This is a genomic window from Rathayibacter tritici (genome assembly GCF_002932875.1).
GTDB classification, from domain to species: Bacteria; Actinomycetota; Actinomycetes; order Actinomycetales; family Microbacteriaceae; genus Rathayibacter; species Rathayibacter tritici.
The window spans coordinates 118,670-139,825 of sequence record NZ_PSWS01000058.1 but is presented as its reverse complement, the minus strand read 5'-3'; the positions used below and the strand labels follow the sequence as shown (position 1 = coordinate 139,825).

Sequence of the window (21,156 nt, the reverse complement as noted above, 5' to 3'; positions counted from 1 at the left end):
GCAGAGCTTCGATTCGCTTGTCGTACCGCCGCATCGAAACGTTTGCGCGGTGAGTGTGATCCTAGACAGGACGCCCCGTGGGCCGCAATGGCTCTGGAGCGGGAACCTGACTACGGTGGGGCCACGCGCAAAGGATTGATCGGAGAAAAATGGCCACCATGGTTCAGGTCGCACGCATGGCGGGGGTTTCGACGTCGACCGTTTCGCACGTCCTCAACAACACTCGGCCGGTCGACCCCGCCACGCGTCGCCGCGTGATGGACGCCATCAAGAAGACGTCCTACCGCCAGGACACCCTGGCCCGGTCCCTCCGGCGCTCCCGCACCGACAGCATCGGACTCGTCGTCTCGGACGCCGGCGAGCCCGCCTTCGCAGCCATGGTGCATGGCGTGGAGGATGCCGCCGCGGCCGAGGGCATGACCCTTCTCCTCGCCAACTCCTCCGAGGATCAGGTGCGTGAGGCGCGGGCCGTCCAGACCCTGCTGGGCCGACGCGTCGACGGCCTGATCCTCGCGCTCTCCGCAGACTCCGGCGACTCCGGGCTGGGCGAGCTGCAAGGCGGATCTCCCCCGGTCGTCCTGCTCGACCGCGTCTTCGACGCTGCGCCCGTCGATCAGGTCGGGGCGGACAATCGCGAGAGCATGCGCCGTCTCGTCGAGCACCTGCGCGCAGCGGGCCACCGGCGGTTCATCCTCATCGCAGGCGACCAGCGCGTGCCCACCCTGCGGGAGAGGGCGGCAGGATTCCGGGACGCGGTCCCCGCGTCCGACCGAGACGACCAGGCAGTGATCGACGACAGCGAGCGTGAAGCCGTCGATGCCGCGGTGATGGCGGCGATCCGTCGACCGCTTCGTCCCTCGGTGATCATCGCCTCGAGCACGCCGCTCGCCGTTCAAGCCCTCGAGCGCCTCCGCGCAGAAGGCCTCGCGATTCCCCGTGACATCGCCTTCGCGACCTTCGACGGCTTCGACCACGCCGATCTCTTCGAGCCCGCGCTCACGACGATCAGGCAGCCCGGATTCGACATGGGAACGGCGGCAGTGAGGCTGCTGCTCGAGAGAATCGAGCGGCCGGCCAGCAGCCCCCGCACCGTGCGGCTGCAGCAGACCCTCGAGCTTCGGACGTCGACAGAAGCGTTCGAGTTCTCCCTGTAAGCATTACTTGACAGCGGGTAGAAGCCGCTTCTACTCTCGGGCAAACGGTTCGCGCAAACGTTTCGATGTGCGAGTCTTCCTGACGCCCCCCTCATCAAAGGAGATGCCCATGCTCGGACATCGGATTCACCCGCAGAAGCCGAGGCTCACCGCGGCCGTCGCCCTCGCCCTCGTCAGCACCGTCGTCCTCGCGGGCTGCTCCACCGCCACCGGCGGGGACTCCGCTGACGGCACCACGACGATCACCCTCTCGATGCAGAACCCCGATGTCGAGACCGCTGACCCGGCAACCTGGGCGATCGTCCAGGCTTTCGAGGCCGCCAACCCCGACATCACCGTCGATGTGACCGGTCAGGCGGTCGCCGAGCACCTGCAGAGCCTGACCATCGCTGCGCAGAGCGACACCCTTCCCGACGTCTTCTGGGTCTACAAGGCCACCGCTGAGGACATGCTTGACGCGGGGCGACTCCTCGACCTCGCCCCCGTGCTCGACGAGCTGAACGTCACCGACCGCTTCCCGGAGAGCACGGTCACCAACTTCACGAAGGACGACGTGATGTACGGCGTCCCGTACCAGGGGCTGCTCACTGGCCTCTGGTACAACGAGAAGATTCTCTCGGACAACGGACTTGCGGTTCCCACGACGTTCGACGATCTCGTCGAGGTCGCCGACACCCTCAGCAAGAAGGGGATCGTCACGATCTCCAACGGCGCGAACCAGTCCTCGTTCAGCGTGTGGTCCTTCCTCGTGTGGCTCGACCGCTTCGGCTACCAGGACAAGATCGACGGCATCCTCGACGGCTCCGACAGCTACTCGAACCCCGACTTCCTGCGCATGTACGAGCACATCGCCGAGCTCCGCGACGCGGGTGCCTTCGCCTCGAACGTGTCGACGCAGACCTATCAGCAGGCCGTCGACCAGTTCCTGCAGGGCAAGGCTGCCATGCTCGACGCCGGCGTCTGGGCGTCCAGCTCCATCCAGGACTCGGCCGTCGCCGCCGACACCGGCTTCTGGGCCGGACCGCAGTTCAGCGACGGCGTCGGCGAACAGAACATCATCATGAACGTCGCCTCCGCCCCGCTCGTCGTCGACCACAAGGTCGGAGACGACGAGAACAAGCTCGCCGCCGTCGAGAAGTTCCTCGCCTTCTACTACAGCGACCAGGCGCAGCAGCTGCTGGTCGACAACGGCCAGCCACCCGTTACCGACTACGCACCCCAGCTCGACGCAACGAAGCAGAGCGCCCTGAAGAGCGCCCTCGACGCCACGACCGCCGACGGAGTGTCCAGCCCGCAGACCCAGCCCGATCTGCTCGTCTCGACCGCCGTCTCGAGCGCCATGTACGACAGCATCTACGGCGTGATCCAGGACCAGCTCAGCCCGCAGCAGGCCGTCGATCTCGTTCAGAAGGCCATCGACGCAGGCCAGTGACCTGCCCCGGGCGGAGTCGCAACCGCGACTCCGCCCCTCCCCCGATCACCCCTCTCGAATCGAGATCACTATGACCTGGGTCAGCTCTCGCTGGAAGATCACGCTGATGCCTCTCCCGGCGCTCGTCTTCTTCACCGCTTTCGTCGTCTACCCCGTCCTCTACTCCCTCGGCTACAGCTTCACCAGCTTCGCCGGCTTCGGCGCCGCGACCTTCAACGGGCTCGCCAACTACGTCGCGCTGGGCTCGGACCCTTTCTTCTGGCAGGCCCTGTCCAACACCGTCATTATCCTGATCGTCAGCCTCGCCGTCCTGATCCCTTCCTCGTTCGCCCTGGCACTCCTGCTCCAGCGGCACAAACGCGGCGGAGGACTGCTTCGAGCCCTCGTCTTCGGACCCGCGATCATCGCGCCGATCCTCGTGGGACTCATCTGGGTGTTCATCCTCGACCCGAAGATCGGACTCCTCAACCGCCTCCTCGCTCCACTCGGCGTCCCCGAGATCCAGTGGATCGGCGGAGACACCCTCACGCCCTACGCGGTCTCGCTCGTCTTTATCTGGAGCAGCATCGGCTTTGCCATGACGATTTTCTACGCCGGGCTTCAGCAGCTCCCGGAATCGATCATGGAAGCTGGCGACATCGACGGCGCCTCCGGCTGGCAGCGACTGCGCTACATCACCGTCCCGATGATGAACGAGACCTTCGGGATCGTCACCCTCCTCCTCATCACGAATGTCTTCAAGATTTTCGAGCTCGTCTACATGCTCACCGGCGGCGGCCCGGTCCATCGCTCCGAGACCCTGGTGAGCTACATGTACTTCGTCACCTTCACGAACCAGAACTACGGATCCGGCATGGCCATTGCCGTGATCGTGTTCGTCCTCGGCGCCCTGGTCTCCGGCGTCTACCTCGCACTCGCACGACGACGGAGCATCGCATGAGCACCCTCACCCCGCAGCACGACACCGTCCTGGCCACCGCGGAGACGGAGCAGAGAGGAGCAGACCGTGGTCCCTGGCGCGCCCGAGCCCGCCGAGCCTCGATCATCACGGGAATCGCCGCCTACCTGGTCACGTTCCTGATCATCCTGCCGATCCTCTGGATCGCCCTGCTCTCGCTGCAGCCCAGCGACAAGATCCTCTCCGACCCCTTCTCGCTGCTCTCCCTCACCCTGGACAACTACGCAAACGTCATCGGCTCGCTCCCGCTGCTGCAGATGTACGCGAACACGCTCCTCATCGCGGTGATCTCGGTCCTCGTCGGAACAGTCGTCTCGTTTATGGCCAGCTACGCGCTCACCCGGATGATCTTCCGGCGGCCGCGAGCACAGTCCGCGCTGCGCTTCTACCTCCTCGCGGGTCTCGCCGTTCCGGTCTATGTGCTGCTGTTCCCGATCTACCGACTCGACCTCGCGCTGGGCATCTTCGGCACCTTCGCCGCCGTGATCCTCCCCTACATCGCCGTCTCGATTCCTTTCAACACTCTCCTGCTCACCGGTTTCCTGCGCGAGTTCCCGACCGAGCTCGAAGAGGCGGCGATCATCGACGGCGCGGGACTGTTCCGCATCTGCCGATCCGTCGTGCTGCCCGTCATGCGACCGGTCATCGCCACCGTCCTGATCTTCAACATCGTCTACGTTTTCAATGAGTTCCCGTTCGTGTCGATCCTCCTCAACAATCCGGATATGGCGACCGTCTCGCTCGCAGTCTCCCGCTTCCAGGGGCAGTACACCGTCGACTACGGAGCGATGATGGCCGCCGCGACCCTGGTACTCCTCCCCCAGCTCGTGATCTACGCGCTTTTCCAGAAGCAGGTCATCGCGGGCCTCACCGCCGGCGCGGTCAAAGGATGACCGCCTCCGTGCTCGTGCTCGGCGACATCCTCGTCGACGAACTCCGCACTCCTGCAGGGTCGGTCGACGTCGCAGGAGGGTCCGCACTCAATGTCGCCGTCGGACTCGCCGTGCTGGAAGTCCCCGCCGTCCTGGCCGGGATGGTGGGCGAGGACGAGTCAGGCGGGATGCTCCGGCGGCACGCGGCCGACCACGGGGTGACCCTGCTGGCCACCACCGCTCCGCTGGGAACGGGGAGGGCGATCTCCGACCGGACGGCCGGGGAGCCGCAGTACTCCTTCTCCGAGGCCTCGCGCTCCCGTACTCTCGTGCCGACCGGGGAGCTTCGGCAGGCAGCCGCGCGAGCCGATCTCGTCGTCGTCAGCGGATTCCCGTTCGACGTCTCGGTCGAGGTCGCGATGCTGCGGGCCCTGGTCGTCGACGGCGCTCGATTGGCCATCGACGCCAACCCTCGACCCGGCCTCCTGCGCGACCGGGCCGCTTTCGCCGCGGGGCTCCTCGACCTCTCGGCCGGCGCCGCGCTCGTGAAGCTGGGCGCCGACGACGCCGAACTGATCTTCGCGACCGGGCTCGCTGCGGCAACCGCTCGCGTCCTCGACGCAGGAGCGCAGGCGGTGCTCGAGACGACAGGGCCCGACGGAGCAGCCTTCGTACGGCGCGGCGAGCGCGTCGCCGTGCCGATCGCGCGCGCCGACGGAGAGATCGTCGACACGATGGGCGCGGGCGACGCCGTCTTCGCCACCGTCGTCGCAGCTCTGGCCGCCGGCGTCCTCGATCCCGTCCCGGCGCTGACGCGAGCGATGGACGTCGCTGCCGCGACCATCCGCTCCCCCGGCGGACTCCTCCCACACTGCCAGCGAATGGATCGACGTGCTCACCGGACTCAGTGCCTTCCCCCTCACTCCCCTGACCGACGACAGTGTCGACGAGCCGTCGTTCGCGGCTCTCGTCGAGCGGCTGGCCCGTGCGGGGGTCGACTCAATCGGCGCGCTGGGCTCGACCGGCTCGGCGCCGTACCTCGACCGCGGCGAGCGCCGCCGGGCCGCGCAGATCGCCGTACGCAGCGCCGGCCCGGTGCCCGTCGTCGTCGGGATCGGAGCGCTGCGCACCTCGCAGGTGCTGGCGCTCGCCGAGGACGCGCAGAACGCCGGAGCGAGCGCGGTGCTGCTGGCTCCGCTCAGCTACCAGCCCCTGACAGACGAGGAGGTGTTCGGACTCTACGAGGACGTCACCGCGCAGCTCTCGGTTCCGCTGGTCGTCTACGACAACCCTGGGACGACGCACGTCACCTTCACCGATGATCTCTACGCCGCCGTCGCCGCGCTCCCGCACGTCGCGTCGATCAAGATCCCCGGAGTGCCTGCGGAGCAGGAAGCCGCGACCCTGCGCGTGCAGGCGATCCGGCATCTGCTCCCGAAGGAGGTGGGCATCGGGGTCTCCAGAGACGACGCGGCGGCGCGCGGACTGCTCGCCGGTTGCGACGCCTGGTATTCGGTGCTGGGCGGTCTCTTCCCGCAGACGGCGCTGAGGATGGTCCGGGCGGTGCGCGCCGGCGACTCGGCGGCGGTGACGGCGGAATCGGCGCGGCTGCAACCGCTCTGGGATCTCTTCGCCGAGTACGGCGGCAGCTACCGCGTGGTCGCGGCGATGGCGGAGCAGCTCGGGCTCGTTGCGGTGGACTGCCTGCCGAGGCCGGTCCGCGGGCTCGACCTTCGGGCGCGGAACCGGGTCGCGGAGGTGCTGGCGGCGCTCGGCTTGACGGCGGAGTGATTCGGGCCGGGAGGGAGTGATTCGGGCCGGGAGGGAGTGACGGAGCCGGCGCCGCCTCGCCGCGCTCCTCGCGTCTGCAACACTGGTCGCGTGTCGTCGACTCGTGCGCTCCGCACCCTCCGGGGTGTCGTGGCAGCGACCGTTTCGACGCTGATCGCTCTGTTCTCGCACGTCGTCGGGGGCGGGCCGATTCCGGGGCTGCTCGGCATCGCCGTGCCGCTGGTGCTGTCGGTACTCGTGTGCGTGGGGCTGGCGGGGCGGGGCTTGTCGTTGATCCGGGTCACGATCTCGGTCGCGGTGAGCCAGGTGCTGTTTCACACGCTCTTCGTTCTCGGTTCGAGCGAGGGCCCGGGCCCGGCGCCGACGCACGCACATCACGGCACCGTCATCGAGGTCAGCGGTGCGATGGCGCACTCCGGGATGGCCGGGTCATCGATGTCGATCGCGCACATGGTCGCCGCGGTCGTGACGATCGCCCTCCTGCACCGCGGCGAGGCGATGCTGATCCGGATCGCGGCAACGACCGGTCACCTCGTCACCCGGCTGGTGCGCCTGCCGCCGTTGCCCGCTGCCGCGCCTCGTCCTGCGCTGCGATCCTCGTTCGAACTCCGCGACGTCCTCCCGCTCGCGGTAGGAGTCTTCCCTCAGGCCGCCCCGCGCCGCGGCCCTCCCGTCCAGCGAGTTTCTTGACGAGACCGACGCCGGCCCGGCCGTGAACTCTGCCGAGGGTCCGGGTGAGCCGCTGTCGTGATGCCTCCGCGCCCGCTCCAGCGCGGCCGGACGTCAGGGCTTCGCCGTCCGCCTTTGCAGCGATGACGGCCATCGGGTTCCCCGGTGATCCCGGAGCCCTCGCGATCCCGCCGTGCACCGCCGAGAGCGGCTCCGTCGGCGACCCTCACTTCTCCGCACGCCAGCACCGAAGGACCACACTGATGACCACCACCGCCCGTGAGCCCCGCGAATCCGCCGACACCCCTCCCCCGCGCTCGCCCCGCCGGAGCAGTGCAGGCTGGTTCGGGCAGCTGCTGCTGCGCCTGCACTTCTTAGCCGCCCTGTTCGTCGGACCGTTCATCCTGGTCGCCGCAGGCAGCGGTGGGCTCTACGCGCTCACACCGCAGCTCGAGCAGCTCGTGTACGCCCAGGAGCTGCATGTCCCCGAAGCTGACCGCTCCCTGCCCCTGGCCGACCAGATCGACGCGGCCGAGGAGTACACCGGGGGCGGGCAGCGCATTGTCGCCGTCCGCCCAGCCCCTGATCCGGGCGACACCACCCGGGTCATGTTCGCGGACCCGTCACTCGGAGCGGGCGAGACTCGAGCGGTCTTCATCGACCCAGCGACCGCCGATGTCCGCGGGGATCTCACCGCCTACGGCACCAGCGGCGCCCTGCCACTGCGCACCTGGGTCAGCGACCTGCACCGCACGCTCCACCTGGGAGACGTCGGCCGCTCCTACAGCGAGCTCGCCGCCTCCTGGCTGGGTGTTGTGGCGCTCGCCGGCCTGGGCCTGTGGATCAATCGCGTCCGCCGGGCCCGGGTGAGAAGGGACCTGTTCCGGCCCGCGCCGAGGACAACCGGCTACCGGCGACTGTTCTCCTGGCACGCCTCCACCGGGATCTGGCTCCTTGTCGGCGCGCTGTTCCTCTCGGCGACGGGGATCACCTGGTCCCTGTACGGCGGGGGTAACGTCGAGAGCCTGCGCGCTGCGCTCGGCTGGACGACCCCCTCGCTGAAGACCACGCTCGGAGAGCGAACGGGAGACGTCGGAGACGAGCATGCAGGCCATTCCGGACACGCGGGCCACGGCGGAGACGTCGGACACGCGGCCGCCGCGGTCGACGACCCGCGGGGCTCCTACGACGACGTCCTCTCGCTCGCTCGCGAGGTCAACGTGAACACCGGAATGGTCGAGATCCGACCGCCCGCGGGCGAAGGGTCGGCGTGGGTGGTGCAGGAGATCCAGCGCAGCTTCCCGACCGAGGTCGACGCAGTCGCCATCGACGCGAAGACGATGCAGGTTGTCGACCGCGTCGACTTCGCCGACTTCGGTCTGGTCGCCAAGCTTTCCCGCTGGGGCATCGATACGCACATGGGCTCGATGTTCGGCCTGCCCAATCAGCTGCTGCTCTTCGTGACCGCAGCGGGAATCGCCACAATGGTCGTGCTCGGCTACCTGATGTGGTGGAAGCGCCGTCCCACCGGCGACCCACGGCGACCGGTGGGCAGTGCTCCTGCGCGTGGCGCCCTCCAGCGTGCCCCCTGGTGGGGTGTCGCTGCGGTCCTCGCTGTCGCCCTCGCGGTCGGACTGTTCCTACCGCTGGCGGGGGCTAGTCTCGCCGCGTTCGTCGTCATCGATGTGATCACCGGCCTCGTCCGGCGCCGTCGAAAGCGCGCAGGCGCCAGCGCAGGGTGACCCAGGCGGGGTCGGACGACGGCGGGAGCCGTGGTCGTCCGATCCCGCCGTCGCGCGGGTGTCGCGATTCGAGGGGGCAGCGGGCCCGCATCTCCCGCTAGCGTGAAGGAGTCAGACCCCGCCGATCCGGGCCGTACTGCCGATCCCGTCGGCGAGCGGCCTCCGCAGGAGGAGATTTCATGTCCCCCGACGATTCAGCAGGCATTTCTTCCCGAGCTCTCGGCCTCCGTCGGCGCACCGTCGTCGGCGGAGCCCTCTCGGGTGCTGTCGCGCTGGGCGCGGCATCGCTCCCGGCTGCCGCTGCTTCCCCCGTCCCCGGCCTGCCCGGGGAGACGAGCCGCACGACGTCCCTGAGGACGAAGAATCGAGGTGTGCTCTACGACGTCGTCACGGTCTCGATCAACGGCGACCTCGCGCGCATCTGTATCCCGCAGACGGTAGAGCCCAGGCAGGCGACCCCGACCCCGGTGATCTGGTTCCTCCACTCCGCTCAGGCCGACCACACTTCGCTGTCCACCGTCTTCGCCTACCCGGCTGAGCTCGCCGTCGAGCGGGGCGCCCTTGCGATCTGCCAGAGCCTCGGCGGCACGCTGTGGACCAACGACACTGCGCAGCAGCATCAGCGCGACGGCTACGCCTACCTCTCAGACCAGTTCCCGATCGCCGCGAGCTACCTCTGGGCGATGTCGGCCGGTGGAGCGCTGGCCTGCGAGAACTACGGTTCCCAGGTCTTCCCCGGCATCAACGGCATGTACCTGATCAACGGTGTCTACGACCTGCGCGACATCTACGACCGCACGGTCCGGGGCCGCTTCTCGATCGGCGGCGCCTTCGGCGGCAGCACCGCCCAGGTCGACGCGCACAATCCGAAGCGGTTGCCCGCCTCCGCCTGGGCCGGAGCCAACATCCGCGTCGTCGTCTCGGACACGGCGCACCCCGATACGAGCGTCCCGCCTGCCCTGCACGGTCGTGCTCTCGTCGACAAGGCGACATCGACCGCGAAGGAGGCGAGCGTCCGCACGCACAGCCTCGGCCACAACCCGCCGTCCTGGGCGAATCAGGACGGCATCGACGCGATCTTCCGCTGGCACTCCGCGCTGGGCTCGACACCTGCGCCGCCCGCAGTGGTCCGGCCCTCCCCCGCGGGCCGCTGGGACGTTGATCAGGCCGGAGCGCCGTACACGCGGGGGCCGGCGGCTCCCTCCGGATCGGGCTGAGAAGGTTCGACCAGTCCTCGGTCCAGCAGGAGCCACGCCTGGGCGGCGAGAGCCGTCGTCCGCTCAGTCGAGCCGCGGGCGGTAGGAGCGCACCACCGGGGCCCGCGCCGCCTGGTCCGCGCGCACCACGATCTCCACGCGCTGGAGCAGAGCGGGAATCGTCGGTGTCGTCTCGATCCTGCACTCGAGCTCCCCCTCGCGCCCCGGCAGGCTGAAGGCGAGCTGCGCCGCGGAGGCGCTCCACAGCAGCCGCTCGCGCAGGGGCCGCGCGGTCGGGTTCTGCGCGAGCCCGCCGATCTGGGCGATCGCAGCGGCGAGGCGACGCGCGCGCACCTCGGCCGGCACGTCGCTCAGGAGATTGGGGCTGAACAGGACACCGCTGCCCGCCGCCTGCGCGCGGGTGAGGTCTCCGGAGTCGATGATCGCGGCCTCGACGGCGCCGGCCGCGGCGAGCGTCGACGGGTGCAGGGTGATCGTCCGGGCCGGCGGGGCCGTATCCTCCAGGACTGCCCGGAGCAGGCCGGTCGCGGCGGAGGCGAGTTTTGCGCCGTTCGCGGTCGCGAACACCACGGCGCCGAGGCCCGAGTCGAGGTGCCAGCGCATGTTCGAGGACCAGCCCGGCAGCCCGCCGGAATGGTGGGCGATGCTGCCGAAGCGGACGTCGTGCTCGATCACGAGCCCGAAGCCGTAGGCCGAACCGTCGAGCGTGCCGTCCACGGCGCGCGGGCTGAGCGCGGGCACCGGGGTCAGCCCGCGCTGCATCTCGCGGCGGGAGGCGCGGCTGAGCACCGCGTCCTCGTCCGCGGGCCCGTCATCGCCGTCGAAGGCCGAGGACAGCCAGGCGCTCCACCGGGCGATGTAGCCGACCGTGCTGAACATGCTCGCCGCGCAGGCTCCGACTCCGGTGCCGGTGACGGGGCGCACTGTCCAGGTCACGCCGTCGTCGAAGCTGCTGAACCCTTGCGCGACATCCGTTCCGTTCGGGTAGGAGTCGGCGTCGTAACGAGTCTGCCCGAGCCCGAGGGGCTCGAGGATCGTCCGCGTCGCGAACGCGACGAAGTCCTCCCCCGTAACGTTTTCGACGACGACGCCGAGCAGCCAGAAGCCGATGTTCGAATACTGGTACACCTCGCCCGGCCGCTCCGTAAAGGTCAGTCCACGGCTGATGAGCTCGAGGAACTCCGCGCGCGGCATCGCCATGACGTGATCGGCCCAGCCGTTGTCCTCCGGGAGACCGGAGCAGTTGCTGAGCAGCATCCGGATCGTCACGGGCATCGTCCGGCCCGCGGCATTGACCGGGTCGGCGAACTCCGGCACGTGAGCGCCGACCCGATCGTCGAGGTCGAGCAGCCCCCGATCGCGCAGGATCAGTACGGCCGCCGCCTCGAAGCTCTTCGACATCGAGGCGATCCGGTGCACGGTGTCGGGGCCCGGGGCAGCACCGTCCCGCCGGTGCTCGCCGATCCCGTGCTGAACGAGGAGGCCACCGCGGTCGAACAGGGCCCAGCTGAGGGAGGGCGCCACGGGCGCTGCACCGTCGAACCACCGCGTCAGGCGGTCGAGCAGCTGAGGGGAGAGAGTCGTCTGCCGGGAGTTCGGGAGCGTCATGCCCTCATCCTTTCGCACCCGGTGCGGCCATCCGCCGCGTGCTGCGGGAGCACGCCTCGACCGGCGCGCACTCCGGTGCACGGTGCTCGTCGCGCATCGAACACTCGGATGACGGCCTGCTCAGAAGCGCGAGGCGACGTCGTAGAGGACGTCGTCGTCGCCGGCGTAGATCCCCTCTGGCCGCGGCCAGTGCGAGATCACGTCGGTGAAGCCGAGCTCTGCGGCTCTACCCGCCATGTCCTCGAAGCGAGCCACGCTCTCGAGGGAGTAGTCGCCTCCGGAGTCGAGCGAGAGGTGGCGCTCGAGGGTGCGCGGGTCGCGTCCGACGGTCTCCAGCGCCTGGTCGAGCCGGCGGCCGAGTTCTGCGACGCCCCGCCACCACTCCTCGCTCGACACGCCGCCGGGTCCGGTCGTGACCCACCCCTGCCCACGCTCGGCGACGAGAGCCAGCCCCTTCGGTCCGTTCGCGGCCAGGACGAACGGGACGCGCGGGCTCTGCGCGGGCTCGCCGACCATCCGAGCCGAGCGGGCAGTGAACCATTCCCCCTCAACACTCACGCCCCCCGAGCCAGGCTCCTCGAAGCGCAGCAGCGTGTCGAGGGCCGTCACGAATTCCGCGAAGCGCTCGTGCCGCTGTCGCGGCGAGTACTCCGGTTGCCCGAGCACGCGCGCGTCGAAGCCGGTGCCACCCGAACCGACGCCGAGGATCGCCCGACCGCCCGAGATCTCGTCGAGGGTGGCGATGTCCTTGGCGAAGGGCACCGGGTGCCGGAAATTCGGCGAAGCGACGAAGGTGCCCAAGCGCACGGTCTCGGTCACGAGCGCGGCGGCGGTGAGGGTGAGGATGCTCGCGCCCCACGGTTCGTCGGCGAGGGAGCGCCAGGAGAGGTGGTCGTAGGTCCAGGCGTGATCAAAGCCCAATCCCTCGGCTGACTGCCACTTCCTGCGGGCCAGAGCCCACGGGTCCTGCGGAAGGATGACGATGCCGTGTCGCATCATCCGAGTGTATGAGCGTCGCGGTCTCCGATCGCGGCGGCGGGCCCGCGCAGCACTCGGGCGGTGCTGCGCGGGTCGCCTTCTCGCGTAGGTATTGGAGTCGCCTCCGTCTCTCGGGGTGACGGTCGTGGACGCGGGCGTCTCTCCGCCTGGGACGACCCCCTTTCCCGACCGCGTCGAGTCACCGCCGAGAGGACAGCGCCAAGTGTTTTCTTCCATCGCCCGATGAGCACTCTCGCTCTTATCAGGCCCGTGTCACGCTCCCCGGGACATCAGGCGAGAGTGGATTTCTCGGCCGAATAGATCTGCTTCACTTGCTCCGCAGTCAATGCCCTGTCCCACACTCTCAGCCGGGCGAGAGTGCCGGTGAACCGATTGATCATCGTGCCGTCACGGCCGACCGCTCCGACCACGAAGTCACCCGGAGTCGCGTTCAATCCGTCGGGGTAGACGTAGGGATTCTTGGCGTAGGTCGCTCCGAGGGAGTCGGTGTAGCTCGGAGAGGCGGTCGCCGTGCCGTCGAGGTACGAGATCGCGACGCTGCCGTCGTAGGTGCCGACGTGCAGCTGCCAGATGCCACGGGTCAGACGGCGGGGCTCCGCCGAATAGTCGCGTGAGTGGGGGTAGCCGGGGGTGGGCCCGCCGAGCTTCGAGACGTGCATGCACACTCGCTCCCAGCCGCCGTACGCGGACAGATTGTTGAACAGCGCGTAAGAGCGCAGCGGGCCGACCGTCGATTCCTCCCAGACACCCGCGAGGCAGGCGCCGTCCGGGTCGGAGTTGAGCACCCAGACCGCGATCGTCACCTGGCCCGTCGAGGCGCCGAGATTGAGCGGACCCAGCTCTCCCTTGGGCACGAGGAGGTGATCCGTTTTCCCGTTCATCGCAATTCCGGGCCCGAACGGCGTGGCGACCACCTGGGCCGTGGATCCCACGCCCTGCTGCAACGCCGGTGCCCCCGCGACCGCCGAGGTAAAGGGGGCAGTGCTCTCGGCAAAGGACCAGTCGGCGACCGGGGAGGGCACGCTCGTCACGGGGGCGGGTGCGGAGTCGCCGACGACGAACGCGTCGAGGATCAGCGTGGTGCCGCTCGCGGCGGGGTTGCGGCTGCTTCCGCGCCGAATCGTTAGTGTGTGTGCTCCTGCGGCGAGCTGCCCGCTGCTCCATACCGTCTGCTTCGAGCGGGTGGTGGCGCTGTAGCGGTCGACCGTGGCGACGGGCACCCCGTCCACCTCCACCTCGTTGATGCCGGAGGATGCGGTGAGCCGGCTGATCCAGCTCACGCTGGTGCCCGAGAAGGCGAGCGTGGCAGAAGCGCCCGCCGTGGTGGAGTAGGCGATGCTGCCTCCGCTGTCCCCGGCGGCCTTCAACGTCGACCAGGTGCCGGTCGTGACGATCTGCGCGGCGCCGTTCTCGTAGGTACCCGCCCCGGGCAGCGCGGACACGGGCGGCGTCTCAGGTTCCGGCTCCGTCTGCGGCACCGGCCCCTCGGCGAGCCACCGCTGGAAGGTCTCGAGCATCTCCTTATTCGTGAAGCTCGGTACCGCGTGGCCGCCGGTGCCTTCTCCCGCGTGCGAGCGCAGGGTCGCCTCCTTCGCCAGCGGCAGCGCCGCGGCGTGCAGAGCCGCGCCGTGGAGGGCGAACGGCACGACCACGTCCTCCGGTGACCCCGTGATCCGCAGCCGCGCGCCGCGCCACACCGACGCCGGGAGACGCGCCGGGTTCGTGGCCACGACGGCCACGGCATCGACGTACTCGGGGCCGATCTTGTCCGGCTCGCTCGCGGCCCTCTCCTCCATGTCGTAGGAGCTGTTGACGAGATACGCGCCGCGGATGTTCGGCAGCATCCGGTTGCCGTACGCCCAGGCGAGCAGCGGTCCGCCCCCGGAGTCGGAGCGCAACAGGCTCGCGTCGATCCGCCACAGCGCCGTGGCCCAGGCGGCGACGGCGGTCTGGATCTCGATCGCCCTCGGGCTCGTCCAGATGCTGCCGCCGAAGGTCGGGCAGATGCTCACGATTCCGCGATCCACGGCGAGGTCGGCCGAGTAGGCGAAGGCGCTCGACAGTGCTGTGTGGGTGCCGTTGCGGGCGTGGTAGTACCAGAGCATCGAGGCGCCGACGCTCTGCGACGGGGGTGTCGCGTGCGGCACGAACAGGCGGGCTCTGTCTCCCGCAACGACGACATCGATGATCTCGTAGCGGTTCCGTCCGGTCCTCGAGGTCGCGGTCGCCTGGCGCGAGACCTCCCCCGGCAGACGCGGCACAGCGGTGAGGTCGCCGGCCGCGAGGGCGGGCGTCGCGAACGCGAGGGCGCCCGCGCCGGCGACGGATCCGGCGAGAATTGTGCGGCGCGAGAGAGAGGAGAGAGGTCGGGTGGCGGATCGGGAATCAGTGCGGGAAGAGTCGCCGGAGTCGCCGACGACGATGTCGCGAGGGGTCACGAAAGAAACTACCTTTCCGATCGTGTCCGTTCTGGGTACACCGATCGAAGGAGGAGGAGAAGGCGTTCAGTGAGAGAGCGGCAGTGCTCACAGTACTGATTCCGATTGCCTTCGCCTCAGCGGAAACAGGGAAGCCGTGTCAGCATAGAACAGTTAGTCAGAATCGGCTCCATTATTTTTTCCGCCTGGTCCTGAACGGAGAAGAGGATTGACTGACTCGGCTTATGCGGCGATAGTGCGGTCCTGTCCGGTCGGCTCATCACCCGCTCGACGCGTCGATCCCGCCTTTTCAGACCCAGGGAGAGCCCTCGGCCCAGGACTGGCATACCCGGAGCGACAGGTCGAGCAGGAGGGACCGGGTATCGCAGCGCGCCGGCCAGCCCAGCCCGCCACCTCGGACGGATCTCGCGCCACAGCGTCATGACCGGCGTCCGAGCGAGTCTCCCCTACATGCCTCTGCTCCACTGCGCACCCCCGACCATCCGCCCCGCGGGCACCCGCAGACGTCTGGACGTCCTCGCCATCGCGGCGGCCGCCCTCGTCAACGAGCGCTTCGTCGATCGACGCTTCACCGTCCCCGCGCTGGCCACCGAGCTGCGCATTCCGGTGATTCTGCTGCGGCTGCGCTTCCGGCGCTTCTACGGTCTCGGCCTCGACGAGCATCTCGCCCAGAGTCGCCTGGAGCTGGCGGACGTCTTGATGGCGAGCATCCCGGTCACGCTCGGTGGCCTCGATCGGATAGCCCGCGGCTCCGGCTACCGCGGCACAGCCGAGCTCGACCGCGACCATCGCCGGCACCGCCGCTACTCCGCCCTCGCCGCCTGGTTTCGGGCTGCCCCGCGACCCCGGACGTCGAGCCGCACCGCCTCTGCCGAGTCGCCGTCGGCCCGCTCGGCGCCAGTAACCCCCCTGAGGCCGCGCGCCTGAGCCTCGCTCCCGAGCGGTACAGTGCGACGATGCATAGCTCCGGGATCCGCCGATGACACCCGTCCGCTACGTCGCGATCGGCGATTCCTTCACCGAGGGCGTCGGCGACGAACGTCCGGACGGCACCCCACGCGGCTGGGCGGACCTCACGGCCGAGGGCTGGGCCGCTGCGATCGGTGAGCGGATCGAGTACGCCAACCTCGCCATTCGCGGTCGTCTGATCGCACCGATCCTCGCCGAGCAGCTCGAGCCCGCGCTCGCTCTGCGGCCGACCCACCTCTCCTTCAACGGCGGCGGCAACGACATGCTGCGTCCGCGCGCCGACATCGAGCGGATCGCCGACGCCTACCTCCGCGTCCTCGAACGATGCGACGAGGAGGGAGTCACCCTGATTGCCCTCGCCGGCCCCGATCCGTCCCCGCGGCTCCCCCTCGGCTCCCTCATCCGGCGCCGCGGCGATGCGCTGACCGACGCGGTGCGACGCCGGACGGACCACCGGAGCGATGTCGTCGTCGCCGACAACTGGCACGATCCCGCCTTCGCCGATCCGGGGCTGTGGGCGGAGGATCGTCTACACCTCGGCCACCGCGGGCACCGCCGGGTCGCCGACCGGGTCCTTTGCTCGCTCGGCGTCACGCCGCCGACGCCGCCCGCGGACCTTTCGGGCTCGCCCGCTGCCGCTCCTGCGCGCCGTGGCACAGTGCAGTATTACCGCCACCACGTCGCACCCTGGGTGCGGCGGAGGCTCACCGGCACGTCCTCCGGCGACGGTCGCGCGGCGAAGTATGGCGCCTTCGTCCCCGTCGATCCCGCCTGAGGTGCCGCCAGCGGAGAGGGTCGCGCTGGTCCCGGCGACACCGCTCAGCGCCTAGCGCTCAGCGCCTAGCGCTCAGCGCCTAGCGCTCAGCGCCACCCGTACCGCGCCGAGAGCACACGGGCGACAGCGTCGTACCGCGTCCGCTCCAGCGCGGCGCCCTCGCGGCGCATCCCCGCCGGATGCACCCGAAACACGCGCTCAGGATCGACCCAGCTGGGGCGCCCGTCCTTATCCCAGCCGCCGATCCCGACGGGCAGGTAGCCGGTGTGCTCCTTCGAGCTCAGCCGCACGGCCAGCACCGTCCCCGACTTCTCGACCGCCAGCACGAGTACCGGGCGGTCTTTGCCGCGGCCGTCGTCCTCCTCGTAGGGCACCCAGGTCCACACGACCTCGCCCGGATCCGGGTCGCCGTCCGGCGTGGGCGCATAGCCCAGGCGGACGCCGCGCAGGCGGCTCGGGTCGACCTCCACGGTGCGGCCGACTCCGCTCGCTCCGGGTGTCGGCGCCGTCGTGCTCAGGTACGGGCGCTGCGGCCGCGGGCCGACGTCCGGTCGTGGAGCGCCCGCGCGACCGAGGAGCCGGAGGAGCAGGGACACGACCGAGCGCGAGAAGGGCACCCCGGAACCCTAGCCCGGATGAGCGCTCCCCCGTCTCTCACGACGCGCCGCCCGTGCAGAGACGCAAACGGGGTGCCGACTCCGAAGAGCCGGCACCCCGTCCGGTGGCGAGGAGGGCGCGGAGTCAGTCCGCCAGGACGTAGCCCGCCTCGCCGTGGATGGCCGTGTCGATGCCCGCGATTTCGTCCTCGTTCTTCACGCGGAAGCCCATCGTCTTCTGGATGATCCAGCCGATGAGGAGCGTCATCACGAACGAGTAGACCAGGACGGTGAAGGCCGCGAGGGCCTGCTTGCCGAGTTGGCTTGCGTCGCCGGTGAGGAACAGGCCGACGCCGGTGCCGAAGAAGCCGATGTAGAGCGTTCCGATCAGACCGCCGACCAGGTGCACGCCGACCACGTCGAGCGAGTCGTCGTAGCCGAGGCGGTACTTGAGGTCGATCGCCAGGGCGCAGACCGCACCGGTGATGACGCCGAGGACGATCGCCCAGAACGGAGACAGGCTCGCGCAAGCTGGGGTGATCGCGACGAGGCCGGCGACCGCACCCGAGGCGGCACCGATGGAGGTGGGCTTGCCATCCTTGATCTTCTCGACGACGAGCCAGCCGAGGATCGCGGCGGCCGGGGCGGCGATGGTATTCAGGAACGCGATAGCCGCGATGCCGTCGGCCGCGAGTTCGGAGCCGGCGTTGAAGCCGAACCAACCGAACCAGAGCAGTCCGGCGCCCAGGAGCACGAACGGCGGGTTGTGCGGCTGGTGCGCACCCTTGGTGAAGTTGACCCGCTTGCCCAGCACCAGGGCGAGGGCGAGGGCCGCCGCACCCGCGTTGATGTGCACCGCGGTGCCGCCGGCGAAGTCGATCGCGCCGACGCCGTAGGCGATCCAGCCGCCGTCCACGACGCTCGCGTCGTCGCCGAGGGTGAAGTTGAAGACCCAGGACGCGACCGGGAAGTAGACGACCGTCGCCCAGACGCCGGCGAAGACCATCCAGGCGCCGAACTTCGCGCGGTCGGCGATTGCGCCGGAGATCAGCGCGACGGTGATGATCGCGAAGGTCGCCTGGAATGCAGCGAAGGCCAGCGTCGGGTAGGCCGCACTCTGCTCGCCGAGCGCGTCGGTGTAGAGGCCCTGCAGGCCGATCTGGGCGGTGTCGATGCCGAGGACGCCGTCGATGCCGACGAAGGTGTCGGTGCCCGCGGGGCCTGCCGGGCCGTTGCCGAAGGCGATCGCGTAGCCGTACAAGACCCAGAGGACTCCGATGAGTCCCATAGCTCCGAAGCTGAGCATCATCATGCTGATGACGCTCTTTGCACGCACCAGACCGCCGTAGAAGAAGGCGAGTCCGGGGGTCATGAGCAGGACCAGCGCGGCTGCGATGAGCAGGAACGCGGTATTGCCTTGATCCATTGTTGAACCTCTCGTGAATGTGCAGAGAAAAGCCCGGAGCGAGGACGCTGCGTCGGTGCGCGGCCTCGAGACACGCAGGTGTCGGGTCACCTCGGGTAGCGACAGTCTGGTCGCGAGAGGTTTCGTCCCGTGCGGCACCGCGTTTCGCGGAGGTTACGGATGGGGCCGCCGTGTAACAAGCGCGTGACGCAGCGCTGGCGATCGGTACCGATGACGGTCCCGGGTTCGTCGGAGATGCGCCGATCCGGAGCTAGGAGCGCGCCGCCATCGAGGTCAGCGCGATCAGGCGCGACATCGAGCGCAGGTACTTCTTCCGATAGCCGCCGCTGAGCATGTCGCCGCCGAAGACCTCGTCCAGCGGCGTCCCGGAGGCGAGCACCGGGATCTGCGCGTCGTAGACCCGGTCGATGAACGCCACCAGGCGCAACGCGTCGGTCTGGTCGGTGAGGGTCGCGACGTCGCGAAGCACGATCGTGTCGACGCCGTCGATTACCTTGATGTAGCGCGAGGGGTGCACTGTCCCCAGATGGCGCACCGCGTCGGCGAAGGAATCGTCCGTGACGACGGAGCCGGTCGGGGCGGCCGCGACGAGCGCGTCGATCTCGGCATCGGTGCGCACCACGGCATGGCCCTCGATGTCGCGGCGCCGGTAGTCGGTGCCGTCGATCCGCATCGTGTCGAAGTGCGCGGCCATCGACTGGATCTCGCGGAGGAAGTCGGCGGCGGCGAAGCGTCCCTCCCCCAGAGCGTTCGGCGGAGTGTTCGAGGTCGCCGCGATGCGGGTTCCGGAGGCGACGAGCTCGCCCAGCAAGCGCGTCATCAGCATCGTGTCGCCCGGGTCGTCCAGCTCGAACTCGTCGATGCAGAGCAGCGCAGAGCCCTTGAGGAGCGAGACGGTCGCCGCGTAGCCGAGGGCGCCGACGAGCGCGGTGTACTCGATGAAGGTGCCGAAGGAGGTGCGTCCCGGCACCGCGTGCCAGATCGCCGCGAGCAGGTGGGTCTTGCCGACGCCGAAGCCGCCGTCGAGGTAGACGCCCGGCTTGAGCGCCGGCGCCTTCTTCCTCCCGAAGCCGAGGAAGCCGCCTCCGCCGCCCGTGGACCCGCCTCCCGCCGCGAACGCACGCAGCGCTTCGACCGCTGCGGCCTGCGAGGGGTACTCGGGGTCGGGGCGGTAGCTCTCGAACGTGGCGCCCTCGAACTGGCGCGGGGGTACCAGGGTCGACGCGATCTCGTGCCCGCTGATCTGGGGCGAGCGCGCAGTCAGGCTGCTCGTCGATCGGACGTCGTCGGGGCTCACTCGCGTCTCGCATCCTGCGCAGGGCGGGGGCCGGTGCGCTCACGGGCGGCGGCCGCGCCGGGCACGGAGCCGCCGCGGTTCTGTGTCGAACTCTTACGGCGCCCTCCGTGCGGCGTCGTCCGCGGACGCGTACTGTCGCTGAAGGGCGGGCTCCAGCGTAGCCCGCCGTGGAATCACGCCCGCGCTCCGCGCACCATTCTGGAGGTCCTCCTTGTCCGTCGAAACCGATCCGTCTCCGAAGTTCGCCTCCTACGCGCACCCCGAGCGGCTCGTCAGCGCCGACTGGCTCGAGCAGCGCCTCGGCACTCCCGGCCTGGTCATCGTCGAGTCCGACGAGGACGTCCTGCTCTACGAGACCGGCCACATCCCCGGCTCGGTCAAGATCGACTGGCACACCGACCTCAATGACCCGGTGCAGCGCGACTACATCGACGGAGCCGCGTTCGCCGCGCTCGTCGGCGGCAAGGGCATCGCCCGCGACACCACCGTCGTCATCTACGGCGACAAGAACAACTGGTGGGCCGCGTACGCGCTCTGGGTCTTCACCCTTTTCGGTCACGCGGATGTGCGCTTGCTGGACGGCGGGCGCGACAAGTGGATCGCCGAGGGCCGCCCGACGACCACCGAGGCCTCCTCACCGGAGCGGGCCGAGTACCCGGTGCTCGAGCGCAGTGACGCCGAGATCCGCGCGTTCAAGGACGACGTGCTCGCTCACTTCGGCAACCCGCTGATCGATGTCCGTTCCCCCGAGGAGTTCACCGGCCAGCGCACCACCGCGCCGGCCTACCCGGAGGAGGGCTCTCTGCGGGCCGGCCACATCCCGAGCGCGCAGAACGTGCCGTGGGGCAGGGCCGCAGCCGAGGACGGCACCTTCCGGCCCCTGGACGAGCTGAACGGCATCTATCGCGAAGGCGCCGGTTTGAAGGACGGCGACTCCGTGATCGCCTACTGCCGCATCGGCGAGCGCTCCGCCCACACCTGGTTCGTGCTGACCCACCTCCTGGGCTTCGAGGGCGTCCGCAACTACGACGGCTCCTGGACGGAGTGGGGCAGCGCCGTGCGCGTCCCGATCGTGCAGGGCGCCGAGCCCGGCGAGGCCCCCGCTGCCCGCTGAGCGTCACAACGAAGGCCGAGTGCGCCGAGATGACCCAATGTGGGCCGAATCGGACCTCTCGGCCTTCGGTGTGAGGGCCCTTCGCCCCGCATCCCGATG

Annotated in this window: 17 protein-coding genes and 1 pseudogene; 12 read left to right on the top strand and 6 right to left on the bottom strand. The window is 69.5% G+C overall.

Translation table 11 applies throughout. The annotated features are described in order from the left end of the window. Positions 1 to 149: 149 nt before the first annotated feature. From C5D07_RS11065 to C5D07_RS11025, 9 genes and pseudogenes are all read left to right on the top strand, one after another. Positions 150 to 1,154 (top strand): LacI family DNA-binding transcriptional regulator, encoded by a 1,005-nt coding sequence (locus C5D07_RS11065; RefSeq protein ID WP_104259356.1) that lies wholly within the window; start codon positions 150 to 152, stop codon positions 1,152 to 1,154. Between the two features lie 109 nt (positions 1,155 to 1,263). After that, the gene (locus C5D07_RS11060; protein ID WP_104259355.1) at positions 1,264 to 2,586 is read left to right on the top strand and encodes an ABC transporter substrate-binding protein; all 1,323 of its coding nucleotides are present in this window, start codon (positions 1,264 to 1,266) and stop codon (positions 2,584 to 2,586) included. A 70-nt stretch (positions 2,587 to 2,656) separates the two neighbouring features. Beyond that, on the top strand, positions 2,657 to 3,526 hold the full coding sequence (locus C5D07_RS11055; protein WP_104259354.1) for a carbohydrate ABC transporter permease: 870 nt from the start codon (positions 2,657 to 2,659) through the stop codon (positions 3,524 to 3,526). Further along, a complete protein-coding gene (locus tag C5D07_RS11050; protein WP_104259353.1) occupies positions 3,523 to 4,437 on the top strand; it encodes a carbohydrate ABC transporter permease in 915 nt (304 codons plus the stop codon). Before C5D07_RS11055 ends, C5D07_RS11050 begins: the two co-directional genes overlap by 4 nt. Further along, positions 4,434 to 5,216 (top strand): annotated as a pseudogene (locus C5D07_RS11045) (PfkB family carbohydrate kinase); the annotation flags it as partial. The gene C5D07_RS11050 and the pseudogene C5D07_RS11045, both read left to right, overlap by 4 nt. 91 nt (positions 5,217 to 5,307) lie before the next feature. Further along, positions 5,308 to 6,207 carry a dihydrodipicolinate synthase family protein gene (locus tag C5D07_RS11040; protein ID WP_068253110.1) on the top strand — a complete coding sequence of 300 codons (900 nt, stop codon included), beginning with the start codon at positions 5,308 to 5,310 and terminating at the stop codon, positions 6,205 to 6,207. Positions 6,208 to 6,297: 90 nt separating this feature from the next. After that, positions 6,298 to 6,897 (top strand): hypothetical protein, encoded by a 600-nt coding sequence (locus C5D07_RS11035; protein WP_068253113.1) that lies wholly within the window; start codon positions 6,298 to 6,300, stop codon positions 6,895 to 6,897. A gap of 242 nt (positions 6,898 to 7,139) precedes the next feature. After that, on the top strand, positions 7,140 to 8,618 hold the full coding sequence (locus tag C5D07_RS11030; RefSeq protein WP_104259407.1) for a PepSY-associated TM helix domain-containing protein: 1,479 nt from the start codon (positions 7,140 to 7,142) through the stop codon (positions 8,616 to 8,618). A gap of 179 nt (positions 8,619 to 8,797) precedes the next feature. Next, a complete protein-coding gene (locus C5D07_RS11025; RefSeq protein WP_146076653.1) occupies positions 8,798 to 9,835 on the top strand; it encodes a hypothetical protein in 1,038 nt (345 codons plus the stop codon). A gap of 63 nt (positions 9,836 to 9,898) precedes the next feature. Here C5D07_RS11025 and C5D07_RS11020 read toward each other — a convergent pair whose 3' ends face one another. The 3 genes from C5D07_RS11020 to C5D07_RS11010 all read right to left on the bottom strand — a co-directional run bounded on the left by C5D07_RS11020 (position 9,899) and on the right by C5D07_RS11010 (position 14,880). Further along, positions 9,899 to 11,443 carry a serine hydrolase domain-containing protein gene (locus C5D07_RS11020; RefSeq protein WP_104259352.1) on the bottom strand — a complete coding sequence of 515 codons (1,545 nt, stop codon included), beginning with the start codon at positions 11,441 to 11,443 and terminating at the stop codon, positions 9,899 to 9,901. A 120-nt stretch (positions 11,444 to 11,563) separates the two neighbouring features. Continuing rightward, positions 11,564 to 12,439, bottom strand: a complete 876-nt coding sequence (locus C5D07_RS11015) for an LLM class flavin-dependent oxidoreductase (RefSeq protein WP_068257246.1) — start codon at positions 12,437 to 12,439, stop codon at positions 11,564 to 11,566. A 272-nt stretch (positions 12,440 to 12,711) separates the two neighbouring features. Continuing rightward, positions 12,712 to 14,880, bottom strand: coding sequence for a LamG-like jellyroll fold domain-containing protein (locus C5D07_RS11010; protein WP_068253143.1), 2,169 nt, complete (start codon positions 14,878 to 14,880; stop codon positions 12,712 to 12,714). A gap of 450 nt (positions 14,881 to 15,330) precedes the next feature. Between C5D07_RS11010 and C5D07_RS11005 the strand changes: the two genes are divergently transcribed. Continuing rightward, on the top strand, positions 15,331 to 15,807 hold the full coding sequence (locus C5D07_RS11005; protein WP_146076654.1) for a hypothetical protein: 477 nt from the start codon (positions 15,331 to 15,333) through the stop codon (positions 15,805 to 15,807). Between the two features lie 52 nt (positions 15,808 to 15,859). After that, on the top strand, positions 15,860 to 16,624 hold the full coding sequence (locus C5D07_RS11000) for an SGNH/GDSL hydrolase family protein (RefSeq protein ID WP_068253149.1): 765 nt from the start codon (positions 15,860 to 15,862) through the stop codon (positions 16,622 to 16,624). An 86-nt stretch (positions 16,625 to 16,710) separates the two neighbouring features. Here C5D07_RS11000 and C5D07_RS10995 read toward each other — a convergent pair whose 3' ends face one another. The 3 genes from C5D07_RS10995 to zapE form a co-directional block, all read right to left on the bottom strand. Further along, on the bottom strand, positions 16,711 to 17,241 hold the full coding sequence (locus tag C5D07_RS10995) for a type II toxin-antitoxin system PemK/MazF family toxin (protein WP_084415871.1): 531 nt from the start codon (positions 17,239 to 17,241) through the stop codon (positions 16,711 to 16,713). Between the two features lie 124 nt (positions 17,242 to 17,365). Continuing rightward, positions 17,366 to 18,646 carry an ammonium transporter gene (locus tag C5D07_RS10990; RefSeq protein ID WP_068253151.1) on the bottom strand — a complete coding sequence of 427 codons (1,281 nt, stop codon included), beginning with the start codon at positions 18,644 to 18,646 and terminating at the stop codon, positions 17,366 to 17,368. A 250-nt stretch (positions 18,647 to 18,896) separates the two neighbouring features. Next, entirely contained in the window at positions 18,897 to 19,943 is a 1,047-nt protein-coding gene (gene zapE / locus C5D07_RS10985; protein WP_068253154.1) for a cell division protein ZapE, read from the bottom strand. 211 nt (positions 19,944 to 20,154) lie between these two features. On the opposite strand from zapE, the gene C5D07_RS10980 reads away from it, so the two are divergent. After that, complete coding sequence (locus tag C5D07_RS10980; RefSeq protein ID WP_068253157.1) at positions 20,155 to 21,057, top strand: sulfurtransferase; 903 nt, start codon at positions 20,155 to 20,157, stop codon at positions 21,055 to 21,057. Positions 21,058 to 21,156: the final 99 nt, after the last annotated feature.